Origin of the sequence: Bacillus sp. FSL R5-0512, from assembly GCF_038593295.1 — a bacterium.
Taxonomy (GTDB): Bacteria; Bacillota; Bacilli; order Bacillales; family Bacillaceae; genus Bacillus; species Bacillus safensis.
In genome coordinates, this window is record NZ_CP151982.1 from 1,633,517 (window position 1) to 1,659,149 (window position 25,633).

Below are 25,633 nucleotides of genomic sequence, written 5' to 3' on the forward strand. Positions count from 1 at the left end.
AGTTCGTGAAATAGATAAAAATGACATATTAGAGCTTGCATTTTTTCACCATGATGATAAATTAAGATTAAGTTGAATTTACTTCATCAAAAATAAATATTTAAGTAGGTGAAATAATGTTCGAAGCTTTTTTGAAAAGAGGAAAGCTAGTTTTTATTTTATTTTTTATCGTTCTCATTGCTGGCGGCTATTTATTCGCGCAGCTTCCTAAACGAGAACTGCCAGAATTCGAGGCGAATCTCGTCACGATTTCTACCGTTTTTCCTGGTGCAGATGCAAAACAGGTGGAAAGAGATGTCACCAATAAGCTGGAATCAGCTCTATCAGATATCAATGGTGTAGAGAAAACGAGCTCGGTTTCAGCCATTGGTTTCTCAAATATTGTGATTGAAATTGAGGACCAAGCCGACTTTCAAAAGGCGGCAAGTCAAATTAAGAATGAAACCACAAGTGCTGCGTCGTCTTTTCCTGATGGGGTGATGGAGCCGGAAGTAAAGGATGAATTTGGCAGCGTGCCGGTTGGTTCTTATATGATTGTGTCGAGTGAATCATCGGACTTAGCAAAGAGTCAGAAATCGCTGCGTGCATTGAAGGAAAAAGTGGAGGACATCAAAGGGGTAGACAGTGTCGTTATCAAAGGCTTCAATGACAAACAAGCGATATTAAACTTAGATTCAAACAAGCTGGAGGGTGAAGGGCTCAATGTAACTGATGTCACAAATGCCATCAATCAGGAATTTGACACATCTCCACTAGGCGATATTCGGGCAGGCAAAGAGAAGGTGAAGCTGTCCATCGATACATATGACCGCTTAGATCAGGTTAAAAAGATTGAGCTTTTTTCTAAAACGAAAAGAGAGCCGGTCACAATTAGTCAGCTTGGCAGTTTAAAAGAAGTAGAAAAACAGAAAAGTGATATTGTGTCGTATAACGGAAAGCCCGCTTATTCATTTACTGTGAATATTAAACCAGGGCTTGATATTCCTAAAATGTATGACAAAGTCAGTGATGTCATTGAGAAAGAAAAGCAGCTGCCAAACGGGGTGGAGTGGGTAGACTACTATTCACAAAAAAGTGAAGTGGATACCATTTTCAATGATTTAATAAAAGAAGCCATTGTTGCGGTCATTGCTGTCATAATTGTTACCACACTTGGACTCACGATTGGCGGGGCGTTTATCGTTTCACTAGCCATTCCGCTATCGATTACAATTGGAACGATTCCGCTGCCATTTTTACAAGTGGACCTCAATCAAATTTCGATCATCGGCTTTATTATTGCCTTAGGGATACTTGTCGATGATGCCATTGTCGTCAATGATAATATTTTAAGACAAATGAAAAAATACGAAAGTCCGCTTAAAGGAACAATTGCAGGAGTGAAAGAAGTCGCAGGATCCATTTTGACATCAACACTAGCTGTTGTATTTGCCTTCCTGCCGCTTGTTTTCCTATCAGGTGCAAACGGTTCATTTATTCGGGCATTACCGTCTGTTCTAGTTACGACTGTGCTTGCATCCATGGTGATTTCTCTGACACTTGTACCGGTCTATCAATATACTGTGAACCGGAAAAGAAAGAACAAATACAGTCAAAAAGAGCCGGGATTCCTAGGGAAACCATTAAAAAGGCTGGCTGATTTCTATGCAGACCGTGTGCTGACAAACATTGTGAAGCGGCCGCTCGTTATTGGACTAAGTGGTTTGCTCGTTGCAACGCTTGCTTTTTTACTTATTTTCGTCACACCATTTGAATTTTTCCCTGCGGCGAATAAGAAAGAAGTGGTCGTCACTGTCACACTTCCAAGTGAAACAACACTAGACAAAACAAATGAAACACTAAAGAAAATAGAACAAGAGATCAAACGGCAAAAAGGCATTGAAGAAACGGCGATTTTTGCAGGCGGCGGTGTGCCGAACCTGTTTAATGAAAGTATTTCAAATGCAAGTGACCATACGGGTCAGGTTGTCGTGAGAGTAGACAATGATCAGATAACTAGTAAGGCATTGATAGATCGTATGACTGAGCCTTTGCGAGAGAAATTCAATGAGGCAGAAATCTTTATGAAAACCATTGTTCAAGGGCCGCCAGCTGGAGCGCCAGTGACAGTAACGGTTGCGGGTGAATCTTTTTCAAAGCTCATTGATGTCAAAGAAACGCTGACAAATGAAATGAAAGACAAAGGGGCAAGCTTGATTACGGACGAGGTCAATCAGCCGGTGAAAACGATCTCCTTTGAATTAAACCGTGAGCGGATGGCAGAGGATGGGCTCAGTGCTCAATTTGTCAGCAGACAGCTTGGTCTTGTGACAGAAGGGATTCCATTAGGTACCTTTCAACAAGGAACAAATGATATCGATTTAGTGGTGAAACAGGATACAGGCACACATCAAAATGGTTTAAAGCTAAAAGAAATGAATGTGCCTGTGAAGACAAATGAAGGCGGTATGCCTCAACTTGAGCCGCTTAGCCGATATGTAAAAGAAAAAGAAACAGAGCAGTACGAAAGCATTCCACATGAAAATGGAGTGCCGACCATTACGCTGAAGGCGTATCCCGGTGCATCAGATTCGTTTAAAGACGATATGAAAGAAGTCGTCAATCAAGTAGGAAAAAGTTCTGCAGCGAAGGATTTGACCATTTCACAAGGTGGAGAAAATGAAAATCAGACCCAGTTCTTTATTGAAATTAGCCTCTTATTTGCAGTTGTCTTGCTGCTCATTTATGTGACCATCGCATTCCAGTTCAATTCATTGATGCTTCCGCTGTTAGTTCTAGGAACGGTTTACTTAGCCGTATCAGGAGCCATTATCGGACTATTTGTTACACAAACACCATTCAGCTTTATGGCAACAATGGGAATTGTCTCATTGGCTGGTATTGTCGTCCGAAATGCGGTCGTCCTCTTCGAATTTATTGAGCAGCGGCGCAAGCAAGGGTTTGATCAACAGACAGCTGTCATTGAAGCAGGAAGAGCAAGGATTAAGCCGATTCTCTTAACAGCATTTACGGCACTTGTTGCACTAATGCCTGTTGCATTAAGTCATGATCCACTCTTTAAGCCGCTGGCAATCTGCATTGTATCAGGTGTGTTTTTCTCAACAATTCTGACATTATTCATTGTGCCAGCCCTATATGTTGCCGTTTCAAAGAAACGCTGACGATGAAAGCAAATCTCCGATCGAAAGGAGATTTGCTTTTTTTTTAGAAAAATATCCAAAAAAATATGTGGGGTGTTCATTTGTGTTTATCTGGTGGACAGTGGTATTTACGACTAAAATAAGTCGTGTTAAAATCTGATTGGGAGAAGTTTTTTAACAAAGGGGTTGTACGTCATGTGTGGAACGATGAAAGCAATTGTTAAAAAAGAAAGCGCTTACGGAGCGGCGTTGATGGAGATGCCGATTCCAGAAATCAAAAATCATGAAGTTTTGATCCAAGTGAAAGCCACTTCGATATGCGGAACAGACGTGCATATTTATAATTGGGACGACTGGGCTAAGGGAAGAGTCAAAGCGCCCTGCATTTTTGGACATGAATTTACAGGGGAAGTTGTTAAAGTGGGGAAGCAGGTCTCACGAGCAAAGGCAGGGGACTTTGTATCGGCTGAGACGCATGTTGTATGTAATCAATGTTATATGTGCTTAACAGGGCAGCAGCATTTGTGCAGTGAAACGAAAATTTTAGGGGTAGACATTGATGGCTGTTTTGCTGAATATGTCAAAGTACCTGAACAAAATGTGTGGCACAATCCAGCCCAAATGCCGGTTGAGCTTGCCTCTATACAAGAGCCGCTAGGAAATGCTGTTCATACTGTACTGCACACACCTGTTTCAGGTAAGTCAGTGGCGATTTTTGGCTGCGGACCAATCGGTTTAATGGCAATTGCTGTCGCAAAAGCCTCCGGGGCTGTTCAAGTGTTCGCTGTTGATAAAAATGAATACAGGCTCGATCTTGCCCGAAAAATGGGTGCAGATCATATTGTAGATATTGGAAAAGATGATCCAGTCGCGATGATTAAGCAGCTCACGCGGATGGAAGGGGCAGACGTGATGTGTGAGATGTCAGGTCATCCAGCTGCCATTAATCAAGCACTCGAAGCTTGTGCAAATGGAGGAAAAGTCAATATACTAAGCTTGCCAGAACGACCAGTGACAATTGATATTACGAATCAAATTGTATTTAGGGGATTAACCGTGCAAGGGATCACGGGGAGAAAAATGTTTGAGACGTGGCGTCAAGTATCTGAGCTGTTAAGAACGAATACCATTGATGTAAAGCCAGTTGTCACTCATACACTGCCATTTGAAGAGTTCGAAAAGGGATTTGAACTTATGCAAAGCGGTACGTGCGGAAAAGTCGTACTGATGATGCCATCATATCAAAGGGGGAAGAAATGATGAAAGAATTCACGTATTTACAAGATGAATTGGACACAATGAAGCAGCAAGGCACCCACCAAACTTTGAAAGAGATCGACTCAAAACAATCATCCACTGTTACATTAAATGAACAATCTGTCATACAACTCTCCTCAAATAACTACTTAGGCCTCACCTCGCACCCAAGGCTGATGAAAGCAGCAAAAGAGGCGATTGATGAATTCGGTGCGGGTACAGGATCCGTACGAACCATCGCCGGCACAATGACAATGCATGAACGCCTTGAAAAAAAGCTTGCTTCATTTAAAAAGACAGAAGCTGCTCTTGTGTTCCAATCAGGCTTTACGACCAACCAAGGGGTCTTATCCAGTATCCTGACAAAAGATGATATTGTCATTTCAGATGAACTGAATCATGCCTCCATTATTGATGGAATCCGATTAACCAAAGCAGATAAGAAAGTATACAGTCATTCTAATATGGAAGAGCTGGAGAAGATTTTGAAGAAATCAATGAATTACCGCGTCCGCCTCATCGTTACAGATGGTGTGTTCTCGATGGATGGAGATATCGCGCCACTTCCTGAGATCGTCAGGCTCGCAGAAGCATATGATGCATTTGTGATGGTAGACGATGCGCATGCCTCGGGCGTGCTTGGCGAGAATGGCCGCGGGACGGTCAACCATTTTAAACTCGACGGCAGAGTGCACATTCAGGTCGGGACACTTAGCAAGGCTGTCGGAGTGCTCGGCGGCTACGTGGCTGGTTCAGCGGTTTTAATTGATTATCTAAAACATAAAGCAAGACCGTTTTTATTCAGCACCTCACATCCGCCAGCTGTGACTAGAGCGTGTGAAGAAGCGATTGAAGTGCTGTTAGATGAACCGAAGCGAATCGATACACTTTGGGAGAACGCCGATTATTTTAAAGAAAAAGTCATCAGCCTTGGATTTCAAGTCGCTCCAACAGAGACACCGATTATCCCAATCATGATTGGAGACGAAGCACTTACTTTTCGTTTCTCAAAGGCTTTAATAGAACGAGGCGTGTTTGCCCAAGGCATCGCCTTCCCAACTGTAGCAAAAGGCAAGGCAAGAATTAGAGCCATCATCACAGCCGAGCACACAAAAGAAGAACTAGACCGGGCACTGACAATCATTGAAGAAGAAGCAAAAAAACTAGACATACTTGATTGAGAGAGCGCAGGCTCTCTTTTTTTTGACGATATTCTTTCCAATTTTCATCAAATCTACCGTTTGTTATGTATAATATATGTAAAAAGATCTATTGGGGTAAGTGATGAGACAAATGTTATTTAATAAAGAAGATTTTTATAAGCAATATTTAGATTATAAGAGCAATGTAATAACAGATAAGAATCACCCTTTTCACAAAATGTTTAATAAAGAGATACCAAACAAAATTCAAAATGAATTAGAAAAACGTCATATGAAAAATTTGGATAGAATCGATATTAAAGCATCTACAGGAAATGGAAAAGTTTCAGAGTCTATTTGGATAGCGTTTCTAGACCAGCTCTTAACAAAGAATCAAAAAACAAATAAAACAACAACACAAAAAGGATTATATATAGTCATTTTATTCGCTAATAATGGCAAAGACTTTTATTTATCGATTGGTTTAGGTACTGAAAATCTATCTCTCAAAAAGATTGAATATGAAGCGAGTGTTTGGCGAGAACGACTAAAACCTCAATTGATGAATAGTCCTAATTTAAAAGGATTTGAAATAGGTGATTTTTACTTAGGAGAATCTGATAGACCTAAAAAATATGCAGCAGGTTCTTTGGTATTTAAAAGGTATAATATTGATACATTTAATCAATACGAATTTTTAAAGGACATATATAACTTAAATGAATTTTTTTATGATTTTATTTTCGAAATATATTCGAATCCGGATCTTCATATGGACACAAAGATTAATAAGAGTATAAAACGAAAAAGAATCATCCATAGAGACGTTTACAAGCAATTAAGAGAAGAAAGAGCCAAGCAAAATGAAGAGACAGGTCGAATAGCAGAGAAATTTGTTTATGATATGGAAGTAGAGCAATTAAAAGCAGCGGGTCAGGAGCAATTAGCGAAAAATGTCAATTGGTTAGCCGAGACGGAGGATGGTCATGGATTTGATATCAAATCTTATTACCCTGATGGAAAAGAAAAACTTATAGAGGTGAAGGGTTCTAAACTTGCTCATCAAGACTTTCCTTTCTTCTTATCTGAACAAGAAAGAATGGTAGCAGAAGAGGAAAAAGAAGCGTATGTGATTACTTTAGTTGAGAGTGTCGGTACAAAGCAAATGAAGATTGTAAAAGAAATACAAAATCCTTTGGAGAAAGATAACATACTGTTAAAACCTATTCAATACTCATGCAGAATCCGGGTGGATTGAAAAGTGATGACACATATGATTTATTTTCAATTCATCACAAAATAGTCTATACTGTAGGGTGGAACTTGGTTTGAAAGGAGTACAAATTCATGAATGAAGAGCAGAGAAAAGCGAGCGGACAAGTAAGTTCATCGGACAAAAAATCCGAGAAGGACTACAGCAAATATTTTGAAGCTGTGTACATTCCGCCTTCCTTAAAAGATGCAAAAAAACGGGGTAAAGAAGAAGTTGAATACAATCAATTTCAAATTGACGAGCAGTTTCAAGGGTTAGGAAACGGCCGCAAGTTTTATATTCGCACATATGGCTGTCAAATGAATGAGCATGACACAGAAGTGATGGCTGGTATTTTTATGGCGCTTGGCTATGAACCAACAAACTCAACGGAAGATGCAAATGTCATCTTATTAAACACTTGTGCTATTCGTGAGAATGCAGAAAATAAAGTGTTTGGAGAGCTTGGTCATTTAAAAGCATTAAAACGTGAAAAGCCAGATTTAATTTTAGGTGTCTGCGGATGTATGTCACAAGAAGAATCTGTCGTGAGCCGTATTTTGAAGAAACACCCATTTGTTGACTTGATTTTCGGCACGCACAACATTCACCGCCTGCCAGAGCTGTTATCTGAATGCTACCTTTCAAAAGAAATGGTCATTGAGGTTTGGTCAAAAGAAGGCGACGTGATTGAGAACCTTCCGAGAGCCCGTCAAGGTAAAATCAAGGGCTGGGTGAACATTATGTACGGCTGTGATAAATTCTGTACATACTGTATCGTGCCTTACACGCGCGGCAAGGAAAGAAGCCGCCGCCCAGATGAAATTATTCAAGAGGTCAGACGTTTAGCGGCAGAAGGATATAAGGAAATTACCCTTCTTGGTCAAAACGTAAATGCATATGGAAAAGATTTTGAAGATATGGAATATGGTCTTGGCCACCTGATGGATGAGCTGCGAAAAATTGATATTCCGCGTATCCGTTTTACAACAAGCCACCCGCGTGATTTTGATGATCACTTAATTGAAGTGCTTGCCAAGGGAGGAAACCTTCTCGATCATATTCACCTGCCAGTTCAATCCGGAAGTTCTTCTGTGCTGAAGCTTATGGCGAGAAAATATGACCGTGAGCGTTACCTTGATCTTGTGCGCAAAATCAAAGAAGCTATGCCGAATGCTTCATTAACAACGGACATTATTGTTGGGTTCCCAAATGAAACAGATGAGCAGTTTGAAGAAACACTTTCCCTCTATCGCGAGGTTGAGTTTGATGCTGCTTATACATTCATTTATTCTCCAAGAGAAGGAACGCCTGCAGCGAAAATGAAAGACAACGTGCCAATGCGTGTGAAAAAAGAACGTCTGCAGCGCCTAAATGCACTTGTGAATGAAATTTCTGCGAAAAAAATGAAGGAATATGAAGGGCAGATTGTCGAAGTATTAGTAGAGGGTGAAAGTAAAAACAACCCTGAGATCCTAGCCGGATATACAAGTAAAAGCAAGCTTGTGAATTTTAAAGCACCAAAAGAAGCGATTGGCAACATCGTCAAAGTGAAAATCACACAAGCCAAAACTTGGTCTCTTGACGGAGAAATGGTTGGAGAAGCTATCGAGGTGAATTAAAATGACACTTTATTCAAAGAAAGAGATTGTCGAGCGCGCAAGAGAGCTCGCTAAAATGATTTCTGAAACGGAAGAAGTTGATTTCTTCAAAAAAGCAGAAGCGCAAATCAATGAAAATACAAAAATTTCAACGATCATTAATCAAATTAAGGCGCTTCAAAAACAAGCTGTGAACTTAAAGCATTACGGCAAACATGAAGCCTTAAAGCAAGTCGAAGAAAAAATCGATGCCCTGCAAGAAGAACTGGATGACATCCCAGTGATTCAAGAATTCAAAGAATCACAAATGGAAGTCAATTCCCTGCTTCAACTTGTAGCGCACACGATTTCGAATCAAGTAACAGATGAAATCATTCTTTCAACCGGCGGTGATCTCTTATTAGGAGAAACCGGTTCAAAAGTGAAAAACTCATCACCAAGTTGCTCCATTAAATGAGAAAACCCCGCAGATGCGGGGTTTTTTGCTTTCCTATTAACATTTTTTGAAAAGCACTACCCATTCTTTTTCATGCTTCATCGCCTCCAAACCTCTCACTCTCCAACTTTTCCAATTTTCAAGGCAAGTTTATGGGCGACCATGCATACACTGAAACAGAAATGAATTTAATTGAACATGAAGTTCAAAATCGTGACACACTAGACGAATGCCCAGCATAAGATAAAACGATCAAGAACAAGGAGGCATGCCGGAATGTCTGAATACAGAGAAATTATTACAAAAGCGGTGGTTGCAAAAGGGAGGAAATTCACCCAAAGCACACACACCATTTCTCCATCGCAAAAACCAACCAGCATCCTAGGTGGTTGGATCATTAATCATAAGTATGATGCTGAAAAGGTCGGTAAAACCGTTGAGATCGAAGGAACATTTGATATTAACGTATGGTACTCTTACGCCGACAACACGAAAACAGAAGTCGTCACAGAGCGTGTGAAGTATGTAGACATCATTAAACTGAGATATAAAGATAAAAATTTCCTTGATGATGAGCATGAAGTAATTGCGAAAGTATTGCAGCAGCCCAATTGCTTAGAAGTGACCATTTCTCCAAATGGCAATAAAATTATCGTTCAGGCAGAGCGTGAATTCATTGCTGAGGTAGTCGGTGAAACAAAAATTGTCGTAGAGGTCGATTCAAGCTGGAAAGAAAAAGATGATCACGAGTGGGAAGAAGAAGTGGATGAGGAGTTAGAGGATATTCATCCAGAATTCCTAGCAGGTGAGACAGAAGAGTAAGGAATGACTAGGGCGCATATCCCCCTAGTTTTTTTGTGCCTGATCTAGGAGAAAAAAGGTGATTTTTTATGCTATAATTAGAGATGGTATGAATTCGAAAGTAATATAGTGAGGGATTAGAAATATGGCAAGTTATACGCCCATGATACAGCAATATTTAAAGATCAAGGCAGATTATCAAGATGCCTTTTTATTTTTTCGCCTAGGCGATTTTTATGAGATGTTTTTTGATGATGCAAAGGAAGCCGCGCAAGAACTAGAAATTACGTTAACAAGCAGAGACGGCGGCACAATTCCAATGTGCGGCGTTCCTTATCATTCTGCTTCTGCATACATAGAACAGTTGATTTCAAAAGGCTACAAGGTCGCCATTTGTGAGCAGGTGGAAGACCCTAAAACGGCAAAAGGTGTAGTCAAAAGGGAAGTCGTTCAACTGATTACACCAGGAACCGTCATGGATGGTAAAGGATTAAGTGAAAACGAGAACAACTTTATTGCGTCTGTTACCAGCTTTCAAAATGGGTACGGTCTTGCGCTGTCTGATTTATCAACAGGTGAAAACATGGCAGCTTTCATCGATCGATTAGATGAAGTCGTATCAGAAATTTATTCTGTCGGTGCAAAAGAAATTGTGGTGTCAAAACAGCTGGATGAGGAAACAATCAAAACCCTTAAAGAACGCTGCCAAGCAACTATTTCATACGAAGATAGTGATGAATTATTAGATGAAGCTGAACAGCTCATTTCCCATCTTGATGAAAAGTTAAAAACAGCATTTTTAACACTATATGCCTATTTAAGAAGGACGCAAAAAAGAAGCTTGGACCATCTTCAGAAAGTTCAAGTATTTGAGCTTGAACAAACGATGAAAATCGATCTTTACTCAAAACGAAACCTTGAATTAACAGAAACGATTCGTTCAAAAAGCAAAAAAGGCTCTTTATTATGGCTGTTAGATGAAACAAAAACAGCGATGGGCGGCAGACTGCTCAAGCAATGGATCGATCGGCCGCTTATTCGCCTTTCGCAAATTAATGAGCGTCAGGAAATGGTGCAAATCTTGATGGATCATTTCTTTGAGCGAGAGGATCTGCGCGAACGATTAAAGCAAGTATATGATCTTGAGCGTTTAGCGGGCCGCGTGGCATTTGGCAATGTGAATGCCCGTGATCTCATCCAGCTCAAAGAATCCCTAAAACAAGTACCGGATATTAAACAACTCGTTCATTCATTACCAGAGGAAATGGCAAAATCAAGAGCGAATGAGATTGATCCTTGTGGTGATTTGCTTGATTTATTAGAAGATGCACTTCATGAAAATCCGCCGATGACGATAAAAGAAGGCAATTTGATTAAAGATGGCTACAATGCAAAATTAGATGAATACCGTGATGCCAGCCGAAACGGAAAGGACTGGATTGCACGGCTTGAACAGCAGGAAAGAGAATATACCGGCATTCGCTCCTTAAAAGTCGGGTTTAATAAAGTGTTTGGTTATTATATCGAAGTGACACGCGCAAATACACATCTGCTGGAGGAAGGGCGTTACGAAAGAAAACAAACGCTTGCCAATGCAGAGCGGTATATCACACCTGAATTAAAAGAAAAAGAAGCACTGATTCTTGAAGCAGAATCAAATATTAACGAATTGGAATATGAACTATTTACAGCTCTCAGGGAGCAAGTAAAAGGCTATATTCCTAGATTACAGCTGCTTGCAAAACAAATGAGCGAGCTTGATGCGCTTCAATGCTTTGCGACTGTCAGTGAAAAGCGCCGTTATATCCGGCCGGAATTCTCAGAGGATGATGTGGATGTCAAAGATGGCCGTCACCCTGTCGTTGAAAAAGTGCTGGATCACCAGGAATATGTACCGAATGACTGCCATATGGGAAAAGGCAGACAAACCTTACTCATCACTGGACCGAATATGTCAGGGAAAAGTACGTATATGAGACAAATGGCGCTCATCTCGATTCTTGCGCAGATTGGCTGCTTCGTTCCTGCGTCAAAGGCGACGCTTCCAATCTTCGATCAAATCTTTACACGTATTGGTGCAGCAGATGATTTGATTTCTGGTCAAAGTACTTTTATGGTAGAGATGCTCGAAGCAAAAAATGCGATGGTGCATGCTACGAAAAACAGCTTGATTTTATTTGATGAAATTGGACGCGGGACAAGCACCTATGATGGAATGGCTCTTGCGCAGGCGATCATTGAATTTGTTCATGATCATATTGGGGCCAAAACCCTATTTTCTACACATTACCATGAGCTCACTGTCCTTGAATCCCAATTAAGCGAGCTGAAAAATGTTCATGTGCGAGCTGAAGAGCATGAAGGCACGGTCGTTTTCTTACATCAAATCAAAGAAGGTGCAGCTGATAAAAGCTATGGTATTCATGTAGCGCAGCTTGCTGAATTGCCTGATGCCATCATTAATAGAGCCCAGACTATTTTAACGGAGCTTGAGAGCGGATCACATGACGTGACCCCAACCGTATCTGCAGCACCAAAAGCAGAAAAGACTATAGAAAAACAGCAGCTTTCTTTCTTTGAAGTAGAAGAAAAACCGCAGCCGAAAGCTGCGCTAAAACAGAAGGATCAAGCGGTCATCGACGAATTAAAGTCTTACAACCTAATGGATATGACGCCGCTTGAAGCAATGACAAAGCTGTATGAATTGCAAAAGAAATTATAATGTAAGGTGAGGTGAGCAGAAATGGCAAAGATTATTCAGTTATCCGATGACCTATCCAATAAAATTGCTGCAGGTGAAGTGGTCGAGCGTCCGGCTTCTGTTGTAAAGGAGCTTGTGGAAAATGCGATCGATGCAAAAAGTACAGTGATTGAAATCGATGTAGAAGAAGCAGGTCTTTCTTCTATCAGGATTATTGATAATGGTGTTGGAATCGATGCTGAAGATTGTAAGCTCGCCTTCCAGCGCCATGCAACGAGTAAAATCAAAGATGAAAATGATCTGTTTCGTGTTAGAACGCTCGGATTCAGAGGAGAGGCGCTGCCAAGTATTGCATCCGTCTCTCACCTAGAAATGAAAACAAGTACTGGCGAAGGAGCTGGGACACACTTAGCTTTGCAAGGCGGGAAGATTATTTCAGAGAAAAAAACCTCTGGCCGCCGCGGCACCGAGATTGTGGTCACCAATTTATTTTACAATACGCCAGCCCGCCTAAAATACATGAAAACCGTTCATACGGAACTTGGCAATATATCGGATGTGGTCAATCGAATTGCGTTAGCTCATCCCGAAGTTTCGATCCGTTTGCGTCATCAAGGGAAAATCCTGCTACAGACGAATGGAAACGGAGATGTACGTCATGTACTTGCAGCCATTTACGGGACAGCTGTGGCTAAAAAAATGCTGCCGCTTCACGTACAATCACTTGATTTTGAAGTGAAAGGATATATTTCCTTACCAGAAGTGACGAGGGCATCACGGAATTATATGTCTTCTGTTGTAAACGGCCGATATGTCAAACATTTTCCGCTCGTGAAAGCGATCCATGAAGGGTATCACACGCTGCTTCCGATTGGCCGCCATCCAATTACATTTATTGAGATGAAGATGGATCCCATTCTAGTGGACGTGAACGTTCATCCTTCGAAGCTTGAAGTGAGACTAAGTAAAGAGCAGGAACTTCATGAGCTGATTAAACAAGGAATTAAGGGAGTATTTCAAAAGCAGCAGCTCATTCCAAGTGCTTCAGTACCAAAAAAAGCACCAATGCCAGCTGTGAAAAATGAGCAGCAATCCTTAACCTTCGATGCGAAACAAAGGAAATCAAGCCCAGCGGAAACACCGCTAACTTATCAGCCGGAGCCGCTCGAATCGATCGTATACGAGACAAGTCATACCGATGCATACGGAATGCCTAAACAAGAGAAGACAGAAGCATCATCACCAGTATGTTATGAAGAAGCCTCATCTGAGCGTGTTCATTTAGAGGAATGCGCCGTTTCACTTGAATATGAAGAGACGGTACTGCACGAAGAAGTGACAGAAACAATTCCTGAAAATGAGCGCGTCCCTGTGATGTATCCAATTGGACAAATGCACGGCACATATATTTTGGCTCAAAATGAACGAGGTCTTTATATCATCGACCAGCATGCGGCTCAAGAGCGAATCAAGTATGAGTATTATCGTGAGAAGGTGGGAGAGATCAAGCAGGAAGTGCAAGAAATGCTCGTCCCCTTAACATTTCACTACTCTAAAAACGATATGCTGATCATTGAAGAGCATAAGGATATTCTAGCGAAAGTGGGGGTCTTCTTAGAGCCCTTTGGTTCAGGTAGCTACATCGTTCGGTCGCATCCGCAGTGGTTTCCAAAAGGTGAAGAGGCTGAACTGATCGAAGAGATTATAGAGCAAGTGCTTGATGAAAAACGTGTTGATATCAAGAAACTCAGAGAAGAAGCGGCGATTATGATGAGCTGTAAAGGCTCAATCAAAGCAAATCGTCATTTGCGTCATGATGAAATCAAAGCCTTATTAGATGAACTTCGGCAAACGAAGGACCCATTCACCTGTCCGCACGGTCGGCCGATCATCATTCATCACTCGACATATGAGATGGAGAAAATGTTTAAACGGGTGATGTGATATAAAAAAAGCGCTCTAATCAGAGCGCTTTTTTATTTAGCATCCGCAAGGATCTGGCGGTGTGACCACAACTGGTCGTGTATTAATATCAATCGTATCTTCTGCATAAAATGTGGAACCGATGCTGATGGCTCGATTTTCTGCACGGAACGTGTATGTACCTGCAGCAGGGAGTACTTTATGTGAAAGCTTTAATGTATATTTGGAAATTCCAAGTAAATCCAATCTGAGCGGGATACGAACGGTTTGTCCGTTGTTCAAAATGTAGCTGTCTTTTAATGCTTTACCGTTCATAATGTCTTTAGTTGTTGCTTGGAAACCCTTTGGCAGAGTGAACTCAACCGCACCAAGACTTAGAACAGAATTTGGGCTGTACGTCAGCTCAATGTCAGAAAAAGACCATTCCTGCTTACTTGCTCCTGTAATTTTTGCGTAAAGTGCAGCTGGTTTTGCATTGGTTGTTGCTTTGCCGGCTTCCTCAGCAGATGCAGAAAGCGGTACTGACAGTGCCATAACCAATGTGAGCATCCCCATCATAAGAATCGTCCACGTTTTTTTCATTTTTTCCTTCCCCCTTGTTGAATATAGGTAAATAATAGATGATTGAACCCATTATTTACCTATAATGTTACCATATTACCATATGGTATCAAATGGGATATTATACCCTTATTTTGTCATTCTTTAGTAATAGCGGGGAAAAAGCGAATTTGGTTGATTCATTCCATAATAATGGCCTGGCATTTGCTGGTTTGTTGGCATCATCATATGCATATCTTGATAACCATATGGATGGTGTGGCATCATCCCATATCCACCATAATGGCCTAGATGATGATGGTCCTTCATTGGAACATGCTTTGAAAAGGTATCATGCTGATTTGGAAACGGTGAATAAACTGAATGATGATGTGGATGGTGCGCGTTATACACATCTTTTTTGCCGCTATGATAATGGTTTGGCATATTCATATGATCATGCATGTTTGGCGCGACCATATGCTCATGATTGGCTGTATACACATTTTCAAATGTGTGATAGGGATTTTCTTGGTGATAATGATTCATTTGGCTGTTCATATCGTTCATGTATATCTCATCCTTTATGTCAGGTTGTCATATCCTATGAGACAGATCTGCTTCATGAGCCTATCCATATAAAAGAAAAAAACCGGCCTTTCAGCCGGGAAAAGGAAAAGCAGGTAAAGCGTCAAGCCTTAAATTGTGTAGCTGTGTCTTCTTCTGCGACGCTTTTTACATCTGCTGCAGACACTTTTAGGAAAATAACAGGGATCGTAGCTTCGAGAGGTATCCCAAAAATCGCTCTCAAACCATTTATCTTTTTTATGACAAAACTTTTTTTCTTTACATGGATCCTCATGGCAATGATCGTCATGCTTTTTATGGCAGTGTGAGTGGGAATGTTTGCACTTGCATTTGCACATTGTCATCCCTCCTAAATGTGACTCAATGCTAGTATATGCAAGAAAGAGTCATGAGGACTGGATGCTCTTGCTTCTTTTATAAAAAAAGGCCTTTTTCTGAAAAAACTCAAATAAAAAGAATTGACTAGTGCTAAATCAACATGATAAAATATAAATTTTTATCCTCTGATGAAATGTGTTATAATGATATTGTGAATACTTTCGGAGGTGGCGGATTTGTTTCAAATAGGTGATAAAATTGTTTATCCAATGCATGGAGCCGGTGTGATTGAAGGAATGGAAGAAAAAGAGATTTTAGGTAAGACGCAGGAATATTTCCTGATTCAAATGCCGAATATGCAGATGATGGTCCCAAAAGGCAGAATCAATCAACTAGGTATACGTCCGGTAGCAGATCAAGCAACGCTGAAAGTTGTGATGAACAATTTTGCAGAAGAAACAAACGACGACACGCTTACTTGGAAGCAAAGATATGATGAAAATCTGAAAAAGCTAAAAACAGGTGCGATCGAAGATGGTGCAGACGTTGTCAAAGATCTAATGAGACGAAATCAGAAGAAAGCATTAAATTCAAGTGAAAAGAAGATGCTTGAAGATGCAAGAGGTATGTTAGTGAGTGAGATTTCACTTGCACAGGGACTGACGCAAGATGAAGTGATGACAGCTTTAGAGAATGAATTAAGAATGTAATGATGATATACAGAGACTAGCTGTAAACTGAAGGGGGCACTCCTTTTGTTTACAGCTTTTTTGTTTGAAGAAAAGAGTAATATTGCCATTTTTGTAGGTGGTTTTAACTAAAATTGAAATGAGGTCATACGATTTATTTTTTACGTTCACAACAAAAATTTAAAGACCTCTGAAATACCTAGATAACATTAAAAACAGGTAACTTCTCCTGATTCATTCAAATGAGCCGGACAACCTTTGAATTTTCTAAGCCATTGATAGTAAAATATTGCGGTAAGATGACACCTAAGAGAAAAAAGGAGCGGTGAAATGAAAAGGTTACTAATATGTGGATTCATCTTTCTTATTCTGTGTACTCTTTTAATGGTGAAATGCAGCCATTCTGTTCAAGAAAAAAAAGAGCAAAAGCAGCATCATCAAGAGGTAGAAAAGTATCAAAAAGAGCGAAAACAAGGCGATCAATATGAAAACTTTAAACAGCTCATGCGATATGAAAGAGACGGTTATGAGATAGAATTTCACGAAAAGGGCGGAAGTGATTTACTCGTATTTTCTCCTCATGGAGGTGACATTGAACCAGGAACAAGTGAAATTGTAGAAGCCTTTCAAGAAAGCTACTCTACGTATTTGTTCGAAGGTACAAAGCAAGACAATAACCGGGACCTGCATATCACGAGTACCAATTTTGATGAACCCATTTTGGTTCAAATGATTAAAACGTATCCTTTTTCAGTTTCCATCCACGGCTATAAAAGTGATAAAAGACACACGCTCGTTGGCGGTACAAATGAAAAAATGCAAAGAGCAGTTGTACGAGAACTAAAAGATCGGGGATTTTCCGCAGAAATGGTACAAAAAGGCGAACGGCTTTCTGGTACAGACCCTAAAAATATAAATAATCGAAATGCGAGTGGTGAAAGCGTGCAGCTCGAAATTAGTACAGCGCAAAGAGAAGCTTTTTTTGACAATTTTGATACGAGAAAGGGAAAGAAAAAAGCATTCAGACGCTATATTAATGCGTTAAAAGAAGTGCTCAGAGAATTCGACCCTTCTTCGTAAAACAATTTTGATGGGCAAAAGTACTCTATTTAAACTTGGTAAAAAAGATAGGAATATGCAATTTGAACATAAAATATGTAATAACTTACAATTTGCCTTAAAAACATAAATTATGTAAAATAATAGTTATCAGTTTGATATGATAGAATGGGGCTGAAGTGGATGGCACACAAAATACCATCTTCCGAAGTAGGTGTAAAGATCAATCAATGGTACACGCATATTTGCAAATTTGAAGTTGAACAGGCAAACGGCATGAAGCGCCTTGTTGAAGAAGAAATTCATGATATGGAAGAGGATCAAGATTTACTCCTATACTATTCTCTAATGGATTTTCGCCATCAAATGATGCTTCAGCACTTAGCGCCAGTCCATGCAGGGAGTGAAACGCTTCAAGCAGTGTCCTTTCCTAAAGAAATTGACGATGCAGAAGATGAGATGACAGGCTTACTCGGCTATTATTTTCATTTTTTTCATGGAATGTATGCGTTTATCCAGCGCCGCTATATCGAGGCCATTTCATATTACAAGCATGCTGAACATCAACTGATTTTAGTGACAGATGAGATTGAAAAAGCAGAATTTTACTATAAAATCGCAGAAGTATACTATCATATGAAACAAACCTATTTCTCCATGCACTACGCTAAAAAGGCAAGAGACATCTACAAGAAACATCAGCTTTATGGAAAAAGAAGCGTTCAATGTGATTTTGTCATGGCAGGTAATTGGATTGATGTTAATCAGTATCAAAAAGCGCTTCCTTATTTAGAAAAAGCGTTAAAGGTCTGTGAAGCGATGGAACAAAAAGAATGCACATCTTACTTTAAAGCAATGGCTCTTAATAACTTAGGCACTTGCCATTATAGTATGGGAACGTACCATACAGCGACTGTCTTTTTTGAACAAGCCATCTCACTTTATCAGAAAGATCAAGCATCCACGATGATCAAATCATTGTTTTCACTTGCCCTTACTTGTTTTAAACTCGGAGATATTCAGCGGGCGGGCGAGGCTATATCTACAGGAATGAAAGAGGCTTGTGTATTGGAAGATGAAATTTATCAGTTGAAATTCCAATTTTTGCAGGCGCTCTATATAGAGAAAGACGGCTGTGAGCAATTGAGGTCGGCCCTTTTTGGTCTGAGAAATAAAAAAATGTTTGCTGATTTAGAGGAATTAGCGCTTGATGCGGCTAATTATTATAAGGAACGCGACATGTACAAGGAATCCTCCACTTTTTTTGAGATTGTGATCGAAGCGCGTACGCACATTCAAAAAGGAGATGAGATGTATGAGAACGAAGCATAACATGTCAGCTGCTCAAGTAGATGAAAGACTTCACACTTAAAAATGAGACAAACAACACCCTTTACGCAAAACGTAAAGGGCTTTTTTCTTTATTCTTTGATTGCTTTTTCTGCGTCAATTGCACCTGCTCCATAAATCATCGGGTCATCCCCAGACCACTTGCCAGTATTTTCTTTTAACAGGGTTTTGACTTCATCTGGCGTTAAATCCGGTGAATGCTCTAATAGTAGAGCGCAAATACCAGCACAAATCGGTGTTGCCATCGATGTGCCAGATAACGTTGTATAATCCTCATCGACTCTGCTTGATTTATCGAGTTTATCCAGAAAGGATCTTGGTGATCTGAGAGAAACGATGTTTACGCCTGGTGCGAGGATATCAGGCTTTGCTTCCCCATAAACAGTTGGCCCTCTGCTTGAAAACGGTGCCACGACATCGTCAGTTGATTCTGGTGTATTCCTGTCATCGTAGGCTCCGACCGTAATGACTTTTTGGCTGACAGCAGGGCTTGCAATTGTCTGACTGTTAGGACCAGAGTTTCCTGCAGCGACGCATACAACAATGCCTTGATCCCAAGCCGCATTGACAGCACGCACCATTGGATCGTCCTGTTCGTCATCATAACGCTGCGCAGCACCGCCTAGCGACATACTGATAATATGAATCGGATCATCAGGGTGGTCTTCGTTGAACTGTATGCACCATTCAACACCTTCTATAATAGTAGAAAGTGATCCAGCGCCTTGTTTATTTAACACTTTCACGCCAATCAGATTTGCTTTTGGGGCAGGTCCTTTGTATAAGCCATCTGAAGCGGCTCCATCTCCCGCGACATCTCCCGCGCAGTGAGTACCGTGGCCATTATCATCATAAGGCTTTGTTTTTTGTTTGACGAAATCCACAAAATCTCGAATTCTTCCATCTAAATCTTCATGCGGATAAATTCCTGTGTCAATGACAGCGACCGTAATGCCTTCTCCGGTTAAAGTTGTCCCGTTTCGGATGACTTCTTCAGCATGACTTGCTTGTGTGGCTACATCCAGCAGCGCATGAACTTTCCGGTCTAAATAAATTTTACGAATATGCTCCCCATTTGCTAATAGCTCCTCTAAAGCAGCAGGCGTTAGATCAGCAGCGCAGCAATTGATATGTGAGAAATGTTGTTTTATATTTGTTTTTCTGCTTTTTTTCATGAGCTGCTTTGTGCTTTGAATCCCTGCCTCGGCTGCACCTTCCTTAAACTCAATGATCACACGAAGCTTCTTTTTCTTCTTCAGCCTGCCTTCGAAAAAACGATGAAGAAAGCATGGCGTCCATTTAAAAGGTTTATAAAGGTGAAGAACGGTCTCTCTTAAAGGCTGATCTAGTTTACTAGCATGTGTTCTGACCATTTGCACCATAGAAAATCCAAACATGTGATGCCCTCCATTCCAGCTATCCATTCTCGTACACTCTTACGTTATGAGAATGAGAACTGCTTGGTTCGGATTCTTGTCCCTCCTTTTCTTTATATTGGCGGCTTGCTTATGTTTTTTAAAAAAGAAAAGCGCTTACATTTTGTAAAATAATAGAAAAAGGTGGAAATCATATAGAATCTGCCGATGATAGGTGGGAGAGTTCTTCTGAGAGAACCAGTGAAACAAAGGATTTTGCAGAAAAAGGAGGGCTGTGGACAGGGTCAATGCTCATATAAATGTGATGCGTGACAGATGGAAAACATCAAATCCTTATCAAAAAAAGCCGAATTAAAGAAAACAGACTGGATAGGACTAGGTCATATTAAACATAACGTCATTTATTTGTCATACTATTCTAACTCTGTTTTCAAAGAGGAGAGGCGTTTCTGTGTATATAAATGCAATTATCTTATTTTTGAGGAATCTCATGATCTAGAGTGTTATGATCAAACGTGAAGAGAAAATGTGGAAAAAATGATAAGAAATGATGATTCAATATAAATCATAGAAACGGCTTAGAAATCTGTTAAAGGAGAACGGGAATGAAGAAGTTTTTTGCTTTGCTTCTCCTGCTTGCGATCGGATGGGGCGTTTATTATACCATGCAAGCACAGGAACATGATGAGCCAGTGTCATCAGGTGGGGAAGACGAAAGCGGTTCAAATGATATTTATCGAAATTTTAAAGAACTTGAAGAAAACGAATCAACGAGCAGCTATAACATTACAGCCAACCCAGTGCCCGGCAGCCGCCTTCTTGTGATGTCACCTCATGGCGGGAGGATCGAAGGCGGCGTGAGCGAGATCGTCCATTTTTTTGACAACGATTTTTCGACGTATTTATTTGAAGGTCTAAGAGAGAATGCATCAGAACTTCATATTACAAGTACAAACTTTGATGAGCCAATCGGCGTCGCGCAGGCAAAAGCACATGATTACATTTTAGCAGTGCATGGATACAAAGGCGAGGAAGGAATTGACCATACTCTCGTCGGCGGAACAGATTACGACCGTGCAGAGAAAATTGTCAACTCATTAGAGCGGAACGGATTTTCTGCTGAACTAGCTGTCGCACACGCAACCCTGAGCGGGACAAGCAATCATAATATTAATAATCTTACAAAAACAGGGCAGAGTGTGCAGCTTGAGATTAGTAGAAGTCAGCGTGAAGCTTTATTTGACAGTTTCGATTTTCGGAGGCGGTCAAGTACAAAAAACGAGACATTCTATCGTTATGTCAGGGCGATTCGGACAGTGCTGGATGAAGAATATACATAATGGCTGTGCACCTGCTAAGACAAGCAGGGGAATTCTTGTTACACTATGAACAGTGATAACAAAAGGAGAGACGGATATGGCGCGTCATCATTTTCATCTTCAGGCAAGCTGGCCTGGTCTGCGTAACGATGTGGGTACAATCGCATGTGAACAATTAAAAACAAAGATTTCGATTCCAAAGGAAATGGACGGTCCTGGTGTTGGAACCAATCCAGATGAGATGCTCTTAGGTGCAGCGGCTACGTGTTATATCATTACACTTGCAGCCATGATGGAGCGGAGTCAATTAGAGAAAGAGGATCTATCGATGAGCTCTGAAGCCGTCGTAGATGTGACAAATGGTGTGTTTACTTATGAGGAAATCATTCATCGACCTGTCATCACCCTTAAAGAGTCCGCTTCTGCACATGAAATTGAGCTTGCTCGTAAGCTTGCGCATAAAGCCGAAAGCTCATGTATGATCTCAAGAGCTGTTCAGGGGAATGTGAACATTTCTTTAGAAGAAACCATTCAAGTCGGCCGTTAAAAACAAAAAAGTCATTTTCTCTTGAAATATGGAGAAAATGACTTTTTTTATGACGTCCATTCGGTTTGATCGAGTTGTGCTTTGGTTTCGTTCTGTTGCTTCTTGGACTGATTTAAGACAATCACGCCGCAGATGACAAGTGCAAGGCCGATGAAGCCTTTCGTGCTGATGGTTTCGTTAAACAGCACAAGTCCTACAAGAGCGGTAAGGGCTGTTCCAACGCCAGACCAGGTTGCATAGGCAGACGAAAGCTCAATGGTTTTTAGTGCCAAACTGAGGAAAGTAAAGGCGCAGCCAAATCCGATCAGTACCCCAATACTCGGCAGCAGCTGCGTAAAGCCTTGTGAAAGCTTCAGCATTGTACTGCCAAAAACCTCCGTTAAAATGGCTCCTGTTAAGTAGAGCATTCCTTTCATGATCTCTCACATCCTTTATGACATATTCAATAGTACGACCCCTGAGACAAGCATCGCCATGCCAATGACTGCTTTTTGGTTCAAGGTTTCTTTGAAAAAGAGCACGCCAAAAATAGCCGTGAGGACCGTACCAACCCCAGACCATGTTGCGTAAGACGTGCTTAGCGGAATGATATTGAGCGTCAATGACAGCATATAAAAAGCAAGTGTATAGCCAGCCACAACGGCAGCGCTAGGCTTCCAGCGCGTAAAGCCATTTGATAATTTTAACATCACGGCGCCAATGGCTTCTGAAAAAATGGCAACAGCCAAAAAAAGATATCCGAGGATCATGATCATCCCTCCTCTAATAGGTGTAAAATCCGATGAAGTAAAAGGGTTTTTTCCTCTCTTTTCAGCGGTTCAAGCTGAAACATTTCTGAAAACCATATCCCATCACATGCAAGGCGGATCAGCTGACTCAGTGCAGGATCGCTTATTTCCTCAGATGCTTTTTCTTTGAACTCCGCATAAAAATCACGCCAAGGTTGCAGCAGCGCATCATCAAATGACATCGTAGCCAGCATACTTGTACATAGCTGGGTCGTATGCTGCATATCTAAATCATGTAATGTGGCCAATATATATGCGCGTACATAAGGCGCTTTTTCGTGTTTGTATGTTTCTTGATACGTCTCGAGCTGCTGACGAAAACAAAGAATCGCATGCTCATTCATTTTTTGGATGAGCTCTTCCTTGCTTGAAAAATGATAAAGCAGACCAGCTTTGGTCATATTTGCATGCTCTGCCACCTGCTGAAGGGTGAGCTGGCTGACTCCTTCTTTTAGAATTGTGCTGGCAGCCGCGTCAAAAATTTGCTCTTTTTTGGTTTTAGACATAAAAAAAACACCTACTTTACTGAACAGTCGGTAAAGTAAATGTTAACCCATGAAAAAAGAGTGTGTCAATCGATTCATTTTATGAACGGATGTTTTCACTTAGACGTCATATTTAATACCAAGGGTATGGTCCATATGGCGGGAATGGCGGATAAGGATATCCAAATCCTGGAGCAAGCAAAGATCCAGCAAGCAGACCGCCAGCAAAACCACCTAAAAATGGAGGTCCAAAGAATCCAGGTCTTCCAAAGCCAAAGCCTGGGCGGCCAAATCCAAAACCGGGTCTCCCAAATCCAAAACCAGGTCGGCCAAACCCAAATCCAAAAGGTCTTCTCATGTCTTCTTGAATAAACGGAGGTGCGTCAAAATAATTCATAATGAAAGGCTCCTTTCTCATAAAATCACTGTAACTGACACCAGTGTATTCCAGTTGCCTACATATGTTTGGGTGAACGCCTAATATAAGGAGGAATGTTGGAAATGGGCCTGTATCCATCTGATTGGGCAAAGTGTCCGCCGCATGCTCATGCATATAAAGCACGTACGGATGTAACAGAGGGGCATTATCATTTAATAGAAGGTATTTCTCAGCCTGTGAATGGAAGCAATACCGACCGGCATACTCATTTTTATCGCGGAATCACCTCCTTTGAAAGAGGACATTTCCACAGGTACTACGGGGTCACAGGGCCTGCAATTCCAAGAGTGGATGGAACACATTATCACGAGATCGAGGAAGTCACCTATTCAGCCTATCTCGATTCTGTACCCATCCCATATGGAGGTGTCGTCTATAGTCCAGATGAGAAGCGGCCAACCCATAAGCATCGTTTAAAAGGAAAAACATATGAAGTGGTTGGAAATGAACCGCTTGGCTGGTGATGGGCAGGATATAGGAGAGTAAGAAAAGTTATGCTATACTGTAGGCAGTTTTGTAAAAGTGAGTGATGTTATGAATAAAGCGAAGCAGCCAGTAATCGTGTTAGTAGGGCCGACAGCTGTCGGCAAAACCAAATTGAGCATTGATATAGCCAAAGCATTTAATGGAGAGATTATCAGCGGGGATTCGATGCAGATTTATAAAGGGATGGATATCGGAACAGCTAAAATCACCCCCGAAGAAATGAATGGCATCCCGCACCATTTAATTGATATTAAACAGCCGGACGAATCTTTTTCGACAGCTGAATTTCAGCAGCTGGTTCGTTCGAAGATCAAAGAGATTGCCGCTAGAGGGAAAACGCCAATGATTGTCGGCGGAACAGGCCTCTATATCCAATCTGTTTTATATGATTACACATTTACGGATGAGAAAAGTGATCCTGCTTTTAGAGAAGAAATGACGCTCTTTGAACAGCAGCACGGCGCGCTTTTGCTGCACGAAAAGCTAAAGGCAGTAGATCCTGATGCGGCAAACGCTATTCATCCAAATAACGTCCGCCGCGTGATCCGGGCGCTGGAAGTGATTCATACAACAGGTCAGAAAATGTCTGAGATGCAAAACGGGCATCAAGAAGTTCCTCTTTATGATACAGCCTTCATTGGGCTGAAAATGGATCGAGAGGTTTTGTACGAGCGCATTCATCAAAGAATTGATATGATGATAGATGAGGGCTTAATTGAAGAAGTGAGAGCACTTTATCAATCTGGCTTGAAGGATTGTCAGTCTGTTCAAGCCATTGGTTATAAAGAGCTGTATGCCTATTTTCAAGGTGACTGCTCACTTGATGAAGCCATCCAGCAATTAAAGCAAAATTCCCGTAGATATGCGAAGCGTCAGTTCACGTGGTTCCGTAATAAAATGGCGGTCACTTGGTTTGATATGACACCGCCTTGCCACTTTTCAGACAAAAAAGAGGAAATTTTCGCATATATAGCAGGAAAGCTTGGACTTAAAGCGAAACTGTAGTTATCAGAATCAAGGAGGACGAAACATGAAACCGATTAATATTCAGGAGCAGTTTTTGAATCAGATCCGCAAAGACAATACATTTGTCACAGTATTCTTGCTGAATGGCTTTCAGCTTCGCGGTCAAGTGAAGGGGTTTGACAATTTCACGGTGCTGCTTGAAACAGAAGGGAAGCAGCAGCTTATTTATAAACACGCCATTTCTACATTTGCACCTCAAAAGAATGTAAATCTAGAATTAGAATAGGATATGTTGTATTAAAAATAGCCCCATGCCTCTGCGAATAAACCGGCCGGAACCCGCTACGTTTTTTGTCAGTGCAGAGGGGCTATTTTGTATGCAATGAAACTTTTCTGCCAATTTTCCGTATAATTCCTTATTGGATATTAG

At 41.0% G+C, this 25,633-nt stretch carries 24 protein-coding genes; 17 read left to right on the forward strand and 7 right to left on the reverse strand.

The features are described 5' to 3' along the window. The first annotated feature begins 116 nt into the window (after positions 1–116). The 9 genes from NSQ25_RS08275 to mutL all read left to right on the forward strand — a co-directional run bounded on the left by NSQ25_RS08275 (position 117) and on the right by mutL (position 14,274). Positions 117–3,161 (forward strand): efflux RND transporter permease subunit, encoded by a 3,045-nt coding sequence (locus NSQ25_RS08275; protein WP_326136424.1) that lies wholly within the window; start codon positions 117–119, stop codon positions 3,159–3,161. Positions 3,162–3,335: 174 nt separating this feature from the next. After that, a complete protein-coding gene (tdh, locus tag NSQ25_RS08280; protein ID WP_326136422.1) occupies positions 3,336–4,400 on the forward strand; it encodes an L-threonine 3-dehydrogenase in 1,065 nt (354 codons plus the stop codon). Continuing rightward, complete coding sequence (locus NSQ25_RS08285) at positions 4,400–5,578, forward strand: glycine C-acetyltransferase (RefSeq protein ID WP_326136420.1); 1,179 nt, start codon at positions 4,400–4,402, stop codon at positions 5,576–5,578. Before tdh ends, NSQ25_RS08285 begins: the two co-directional genes overlap by 1 nt. Positions 5,579–5,681: 103 nt before the next feature. Beyond that, complete coding sequence (locus tag NSQ25_RS08290) at positions 5,682–6,797, forward strand: DUF3578 domain-containing protein (RefSeq protein ID WP_235362218.1); 1,116 nt, start codon at positions 5,682–5,684, stop codon at positions 6,795–6,797. An 89-nt stretch (positions 6,798–6,886) separates the two neighbouring features. Beyond that, positions 6,887–8,413: a tRNA (N6-isopentenyl adenosine(37)-C2)-methylthiotransferase MiaB gene (gene miaB / locus NSQ25_RS08295; protein ID WP_034281907.1), complete on the forward strand. Its 1,527-nt coding sequence runs from the start codon at positions 6,887–6,889 to the stop codon at positions 8,411–8,413. A 1-nt stretch (position 8,414) separates the two neighbouring features. Next, a complete protein-coding gene (locus NSQ25_RS08300) occupies positions 8,415–8,849 on the forward strand; it encodes a RicAFT regulatory complex protein RicA family protein (RefSeq protein ID WP_008358013.1) in 435 nt (144 codons plus the stop codon). Between the two features lie 255 nt (positions 8,850–9,104). After that, positions 9,105–9,650, forward strand: a complete 546-nt coding sequence (cotE, locus tag NSQ25_RS08305) for an outer spore coat protein CotE (protein WP_024424105.1) — start codon at positions 9,105–9,107, stop codon at positions 9,648–9,650. Positions 9,651–9,774: 124 nt separating this feature from the next. Continuing rightward, complete coding sequence (mutS, locus tag NSQ25_RS08310; RefSeq protein WP_326136419.1) at positions 9,775–12,351, forward strand: DNA mismatch repair protein MutS; 2,577 nt, start codon at positions 9,775–9,777, stop codon at positions 12,349–12,351. Positions 12,352–12,372: 21 nt separating this feature from the next. Beyond that, on the forward strand, positions 12,373–14,274 hold the full coding sequence (gene mutL / locus NSQ25_RS08315) for a DNA mismatch repair endonuclease MutL (RefSeq protein ID WP_326136418.1): 1,902 nt from the start codon (positions 12,373–12,375) through the stop codon (positions 14,272–14,274). 36 nt (positions 14,275–14,310) lie between these two features. Here the strand turns inward: mutL and bslA are convergent, their stop codons facing one another. Beyond that, positions 14,311–14,835: a biofilm surface layer hydrophobin BslA gene (gene bslA / locus NSQ25_RS08320; RefSeq protein WP_024424102.1), complete on the reverse strand. Its 525-nt coding sequence runs from the start codon at positions 14,833–14,835 to the stop codon at positions 14,311–14,313. Between the two features lie 123 nt (positions 14,836–14,958). Continuing rightward, positions 14,959–15,363 (reverse strand): hypothetical protein, encoded by a 405-nt coding sequence (locus NSQ25_RS08325; protein WP_065214379.1) that lies wholly within the window; start codon positions 15,361–15,363, stop codon positions 14,959–14,961. A 572-nt stretch (positions 15,364–15,935) separates the two neighbouring features. Between NSQ25_RS08325 and NSQ25_RS08330 the strand changes: the two genes are divergently transcribed. The 3 genes from NSQ25_RS08330 to NSQ25_RS08340 all read left to right on the forward strand — a co-directional run bounded on the left by NSQ25_RS08330 (position 15,936) and on the right by NSQ25_RS08340 (position 18,779). Continuing rightward, positions 15,936–16,409 carry a CarD family transcriptional regulator gene (locus tag NSQ25_RS08330; protein WP_024424099.1) on the forward strand — a complete coding sequence of 158 codons (474 nt, stop codon included), beginning with the start codon at positions 15,936–15,938 and terminating at the stop codon, positions 16,407–16,409. Positions 16,410–16,718: 309 nt separating this feature from the next. Continuing rightward, entirely contained in the window at positions 16,719–17,468 is a 750-nt protein-coding gene (locus tag NSQ25_RS08335; protein WP_065214380.1) for a poly-gamma-glutamate hydrolase family protein, read from the forward strand. 162 nt (positions 17,469–17,630) lie between these two features. Then, positions 17,631–18,779: a Rap family tetratricopeptide repeat protein gene (locus NSQ25_RS08340; RefSeq protein ID WP_065214381.1), complete on the forward strand. Its 1,149-nt coding sequence runs from the start codon at positions 17,631–17,633 to the stop codon at positions 18,777–18,779. An 89-nt stretch (positions 18,780–18,868) separates the two neighbouring features. Here the strand turns inward: NSQ25_RS08340 and NSQ25_RS08345 are convergent, their stop codons facing one another. After that, positions 18,869–20,194: a S8 family peptidase gene (locus tag NSQ25_RS08345; protein WP_070325853.1), complete on the reverse strand. Its 1,326-nt coding sequence runs from the start codon at positions 20,192–20,194 to the stop codon at positions 18,869–18,871. A gap of 584 nt (positions 20,195–20,778) precedes the next feature. Here NSQ25_RS08345 and NSQ25_RS08350 point away from each other — a divergent pair. Together NSQ25_RS08350 and NSQ25_RS08355 are read left to right on the forward strand one after the other, a co-directional pair. Next, on the forward strand, positions 20,779–21,513 hold the full coding sequence (locus tag NSQ25_RS08350; RefSeq protein ID WP_024427035.1) for a poly-gamma-glutamate hydrolase family protein: 735 nt from the start codon (positions 20,779–20,781) through the stop codon (positions 21,511–21,513). Positions 21,514–21,589: 76 nt separating this feature from the next. Beyond that, positions 21,590–22,039: an OsmC family protein gene (locus NSQ25_RS08355; protein WP_034281924.1), complete on the forward strand. Its 450-nt coding sequence runs from the start codon at positions 21,590–21,592 to the stop codon at positions 22,037–22,039. A gap of 47 nt (positions 22,040–22,086) precedes the next feature. On the opposite strand, the gene NSQ25_RS08360 is transcribed toward NSQ25_RS08355, so the two are convergent. The 4 genes from NSQ25_RS08360 to NSQ25_RS08375 form a co-directional block, all read right to left on the reverse strand. Further along, positions 22,087–22,455, reverse strand: coding sequence for a multidrug efflux SMR transporter (locus NSQ25_RS08360; protein WP_034281925.1), 369 nt, complete (start codon positions 22,453–22,455; stop codon positions 22,087–22,089). 15 nt (positions 22,456–22,470) lie between these two features. Further along, the gene (locus NSQ25_RS08365) at positions 22,471–22,788 is read right to left on the reverse strand and encodes a multidrug efflux SMR transporter (RefSeq protein ID WP_326136416.1); all 318 of its coding nucleotides are present in this window, start codon (positions 22,786–22,788) and stop codon (positions 22,471–22,473) included. Positions 22,789–22,790: 2 nt separating this feature from the next. After that, entirely contained in the window at positions 22,791–23,333 is a 543-nt protein-coding gene (locus NSQ25_RS08370) for a TetR/AcrR family transcriptional regulator (RefSeq protein ID WP_101677168.1), read from the reverse strand. A 112-nt stretch (positions 23,334–23,445) separates the two neighbouring features. After that, positions 23,446–23,709, reverse strand: coding sequence for a hypothetical protein (locus NSQ25_RS08375; RefSeq protein ID WP_025093279.1), 264 nt, complete (start codon positions 23,707–23,709; stop codon positions 23,446–23,448). 104 nt (positions 23,710–23,813) lie between these two features. Here NSQ25_RS08375 and NSQ25_RS08380 point away from each other — a divergent pair, with 104 nt between their 5' ends. From NSQ25_RS08380 to hfq, 3 genes are all read left to right on the forward strand, one after another. Further along, complete coding sequence (locus NSQ25_RS08380; protein WP_034281930.1) at positions 23,814–24,215, forward strand: YmaF family protein; 402 nt, start codon at positions 23,814–23,816, stop codon at positions 24,213–24,215. 70 nt (positions 24,216–24,285) lie between these two features. After that, positions 24,286–25,242 (forward strand): tRNA (adenosine(37)-N6)-dimethylallyltransferase MiaA, encoded by a 957-nt coding sequence (gene miaA, locus NSQ25_RS08385; RefSeq protein ID WP_034281931.1) that lies wholly within the window; start codon positions 24,286–24,288, stop codon positions 25,240–25,242. 25 nt (positions 25,243–25,267) lie between these two features. After that, complete coding sequence (gene hfq / locus NSQ25_RS08390; RefSeq protein ID WP_024424088.1) at positions 25,268–25,489, forward strand: RNA chaperone Hfq; 222 nt, start codon at positions 25,268–25,270, stop codon at positions 25,487–25,489. The last annotated feature ends 144 nt before the right edge of the window (positions 25,490–25,633 follow it).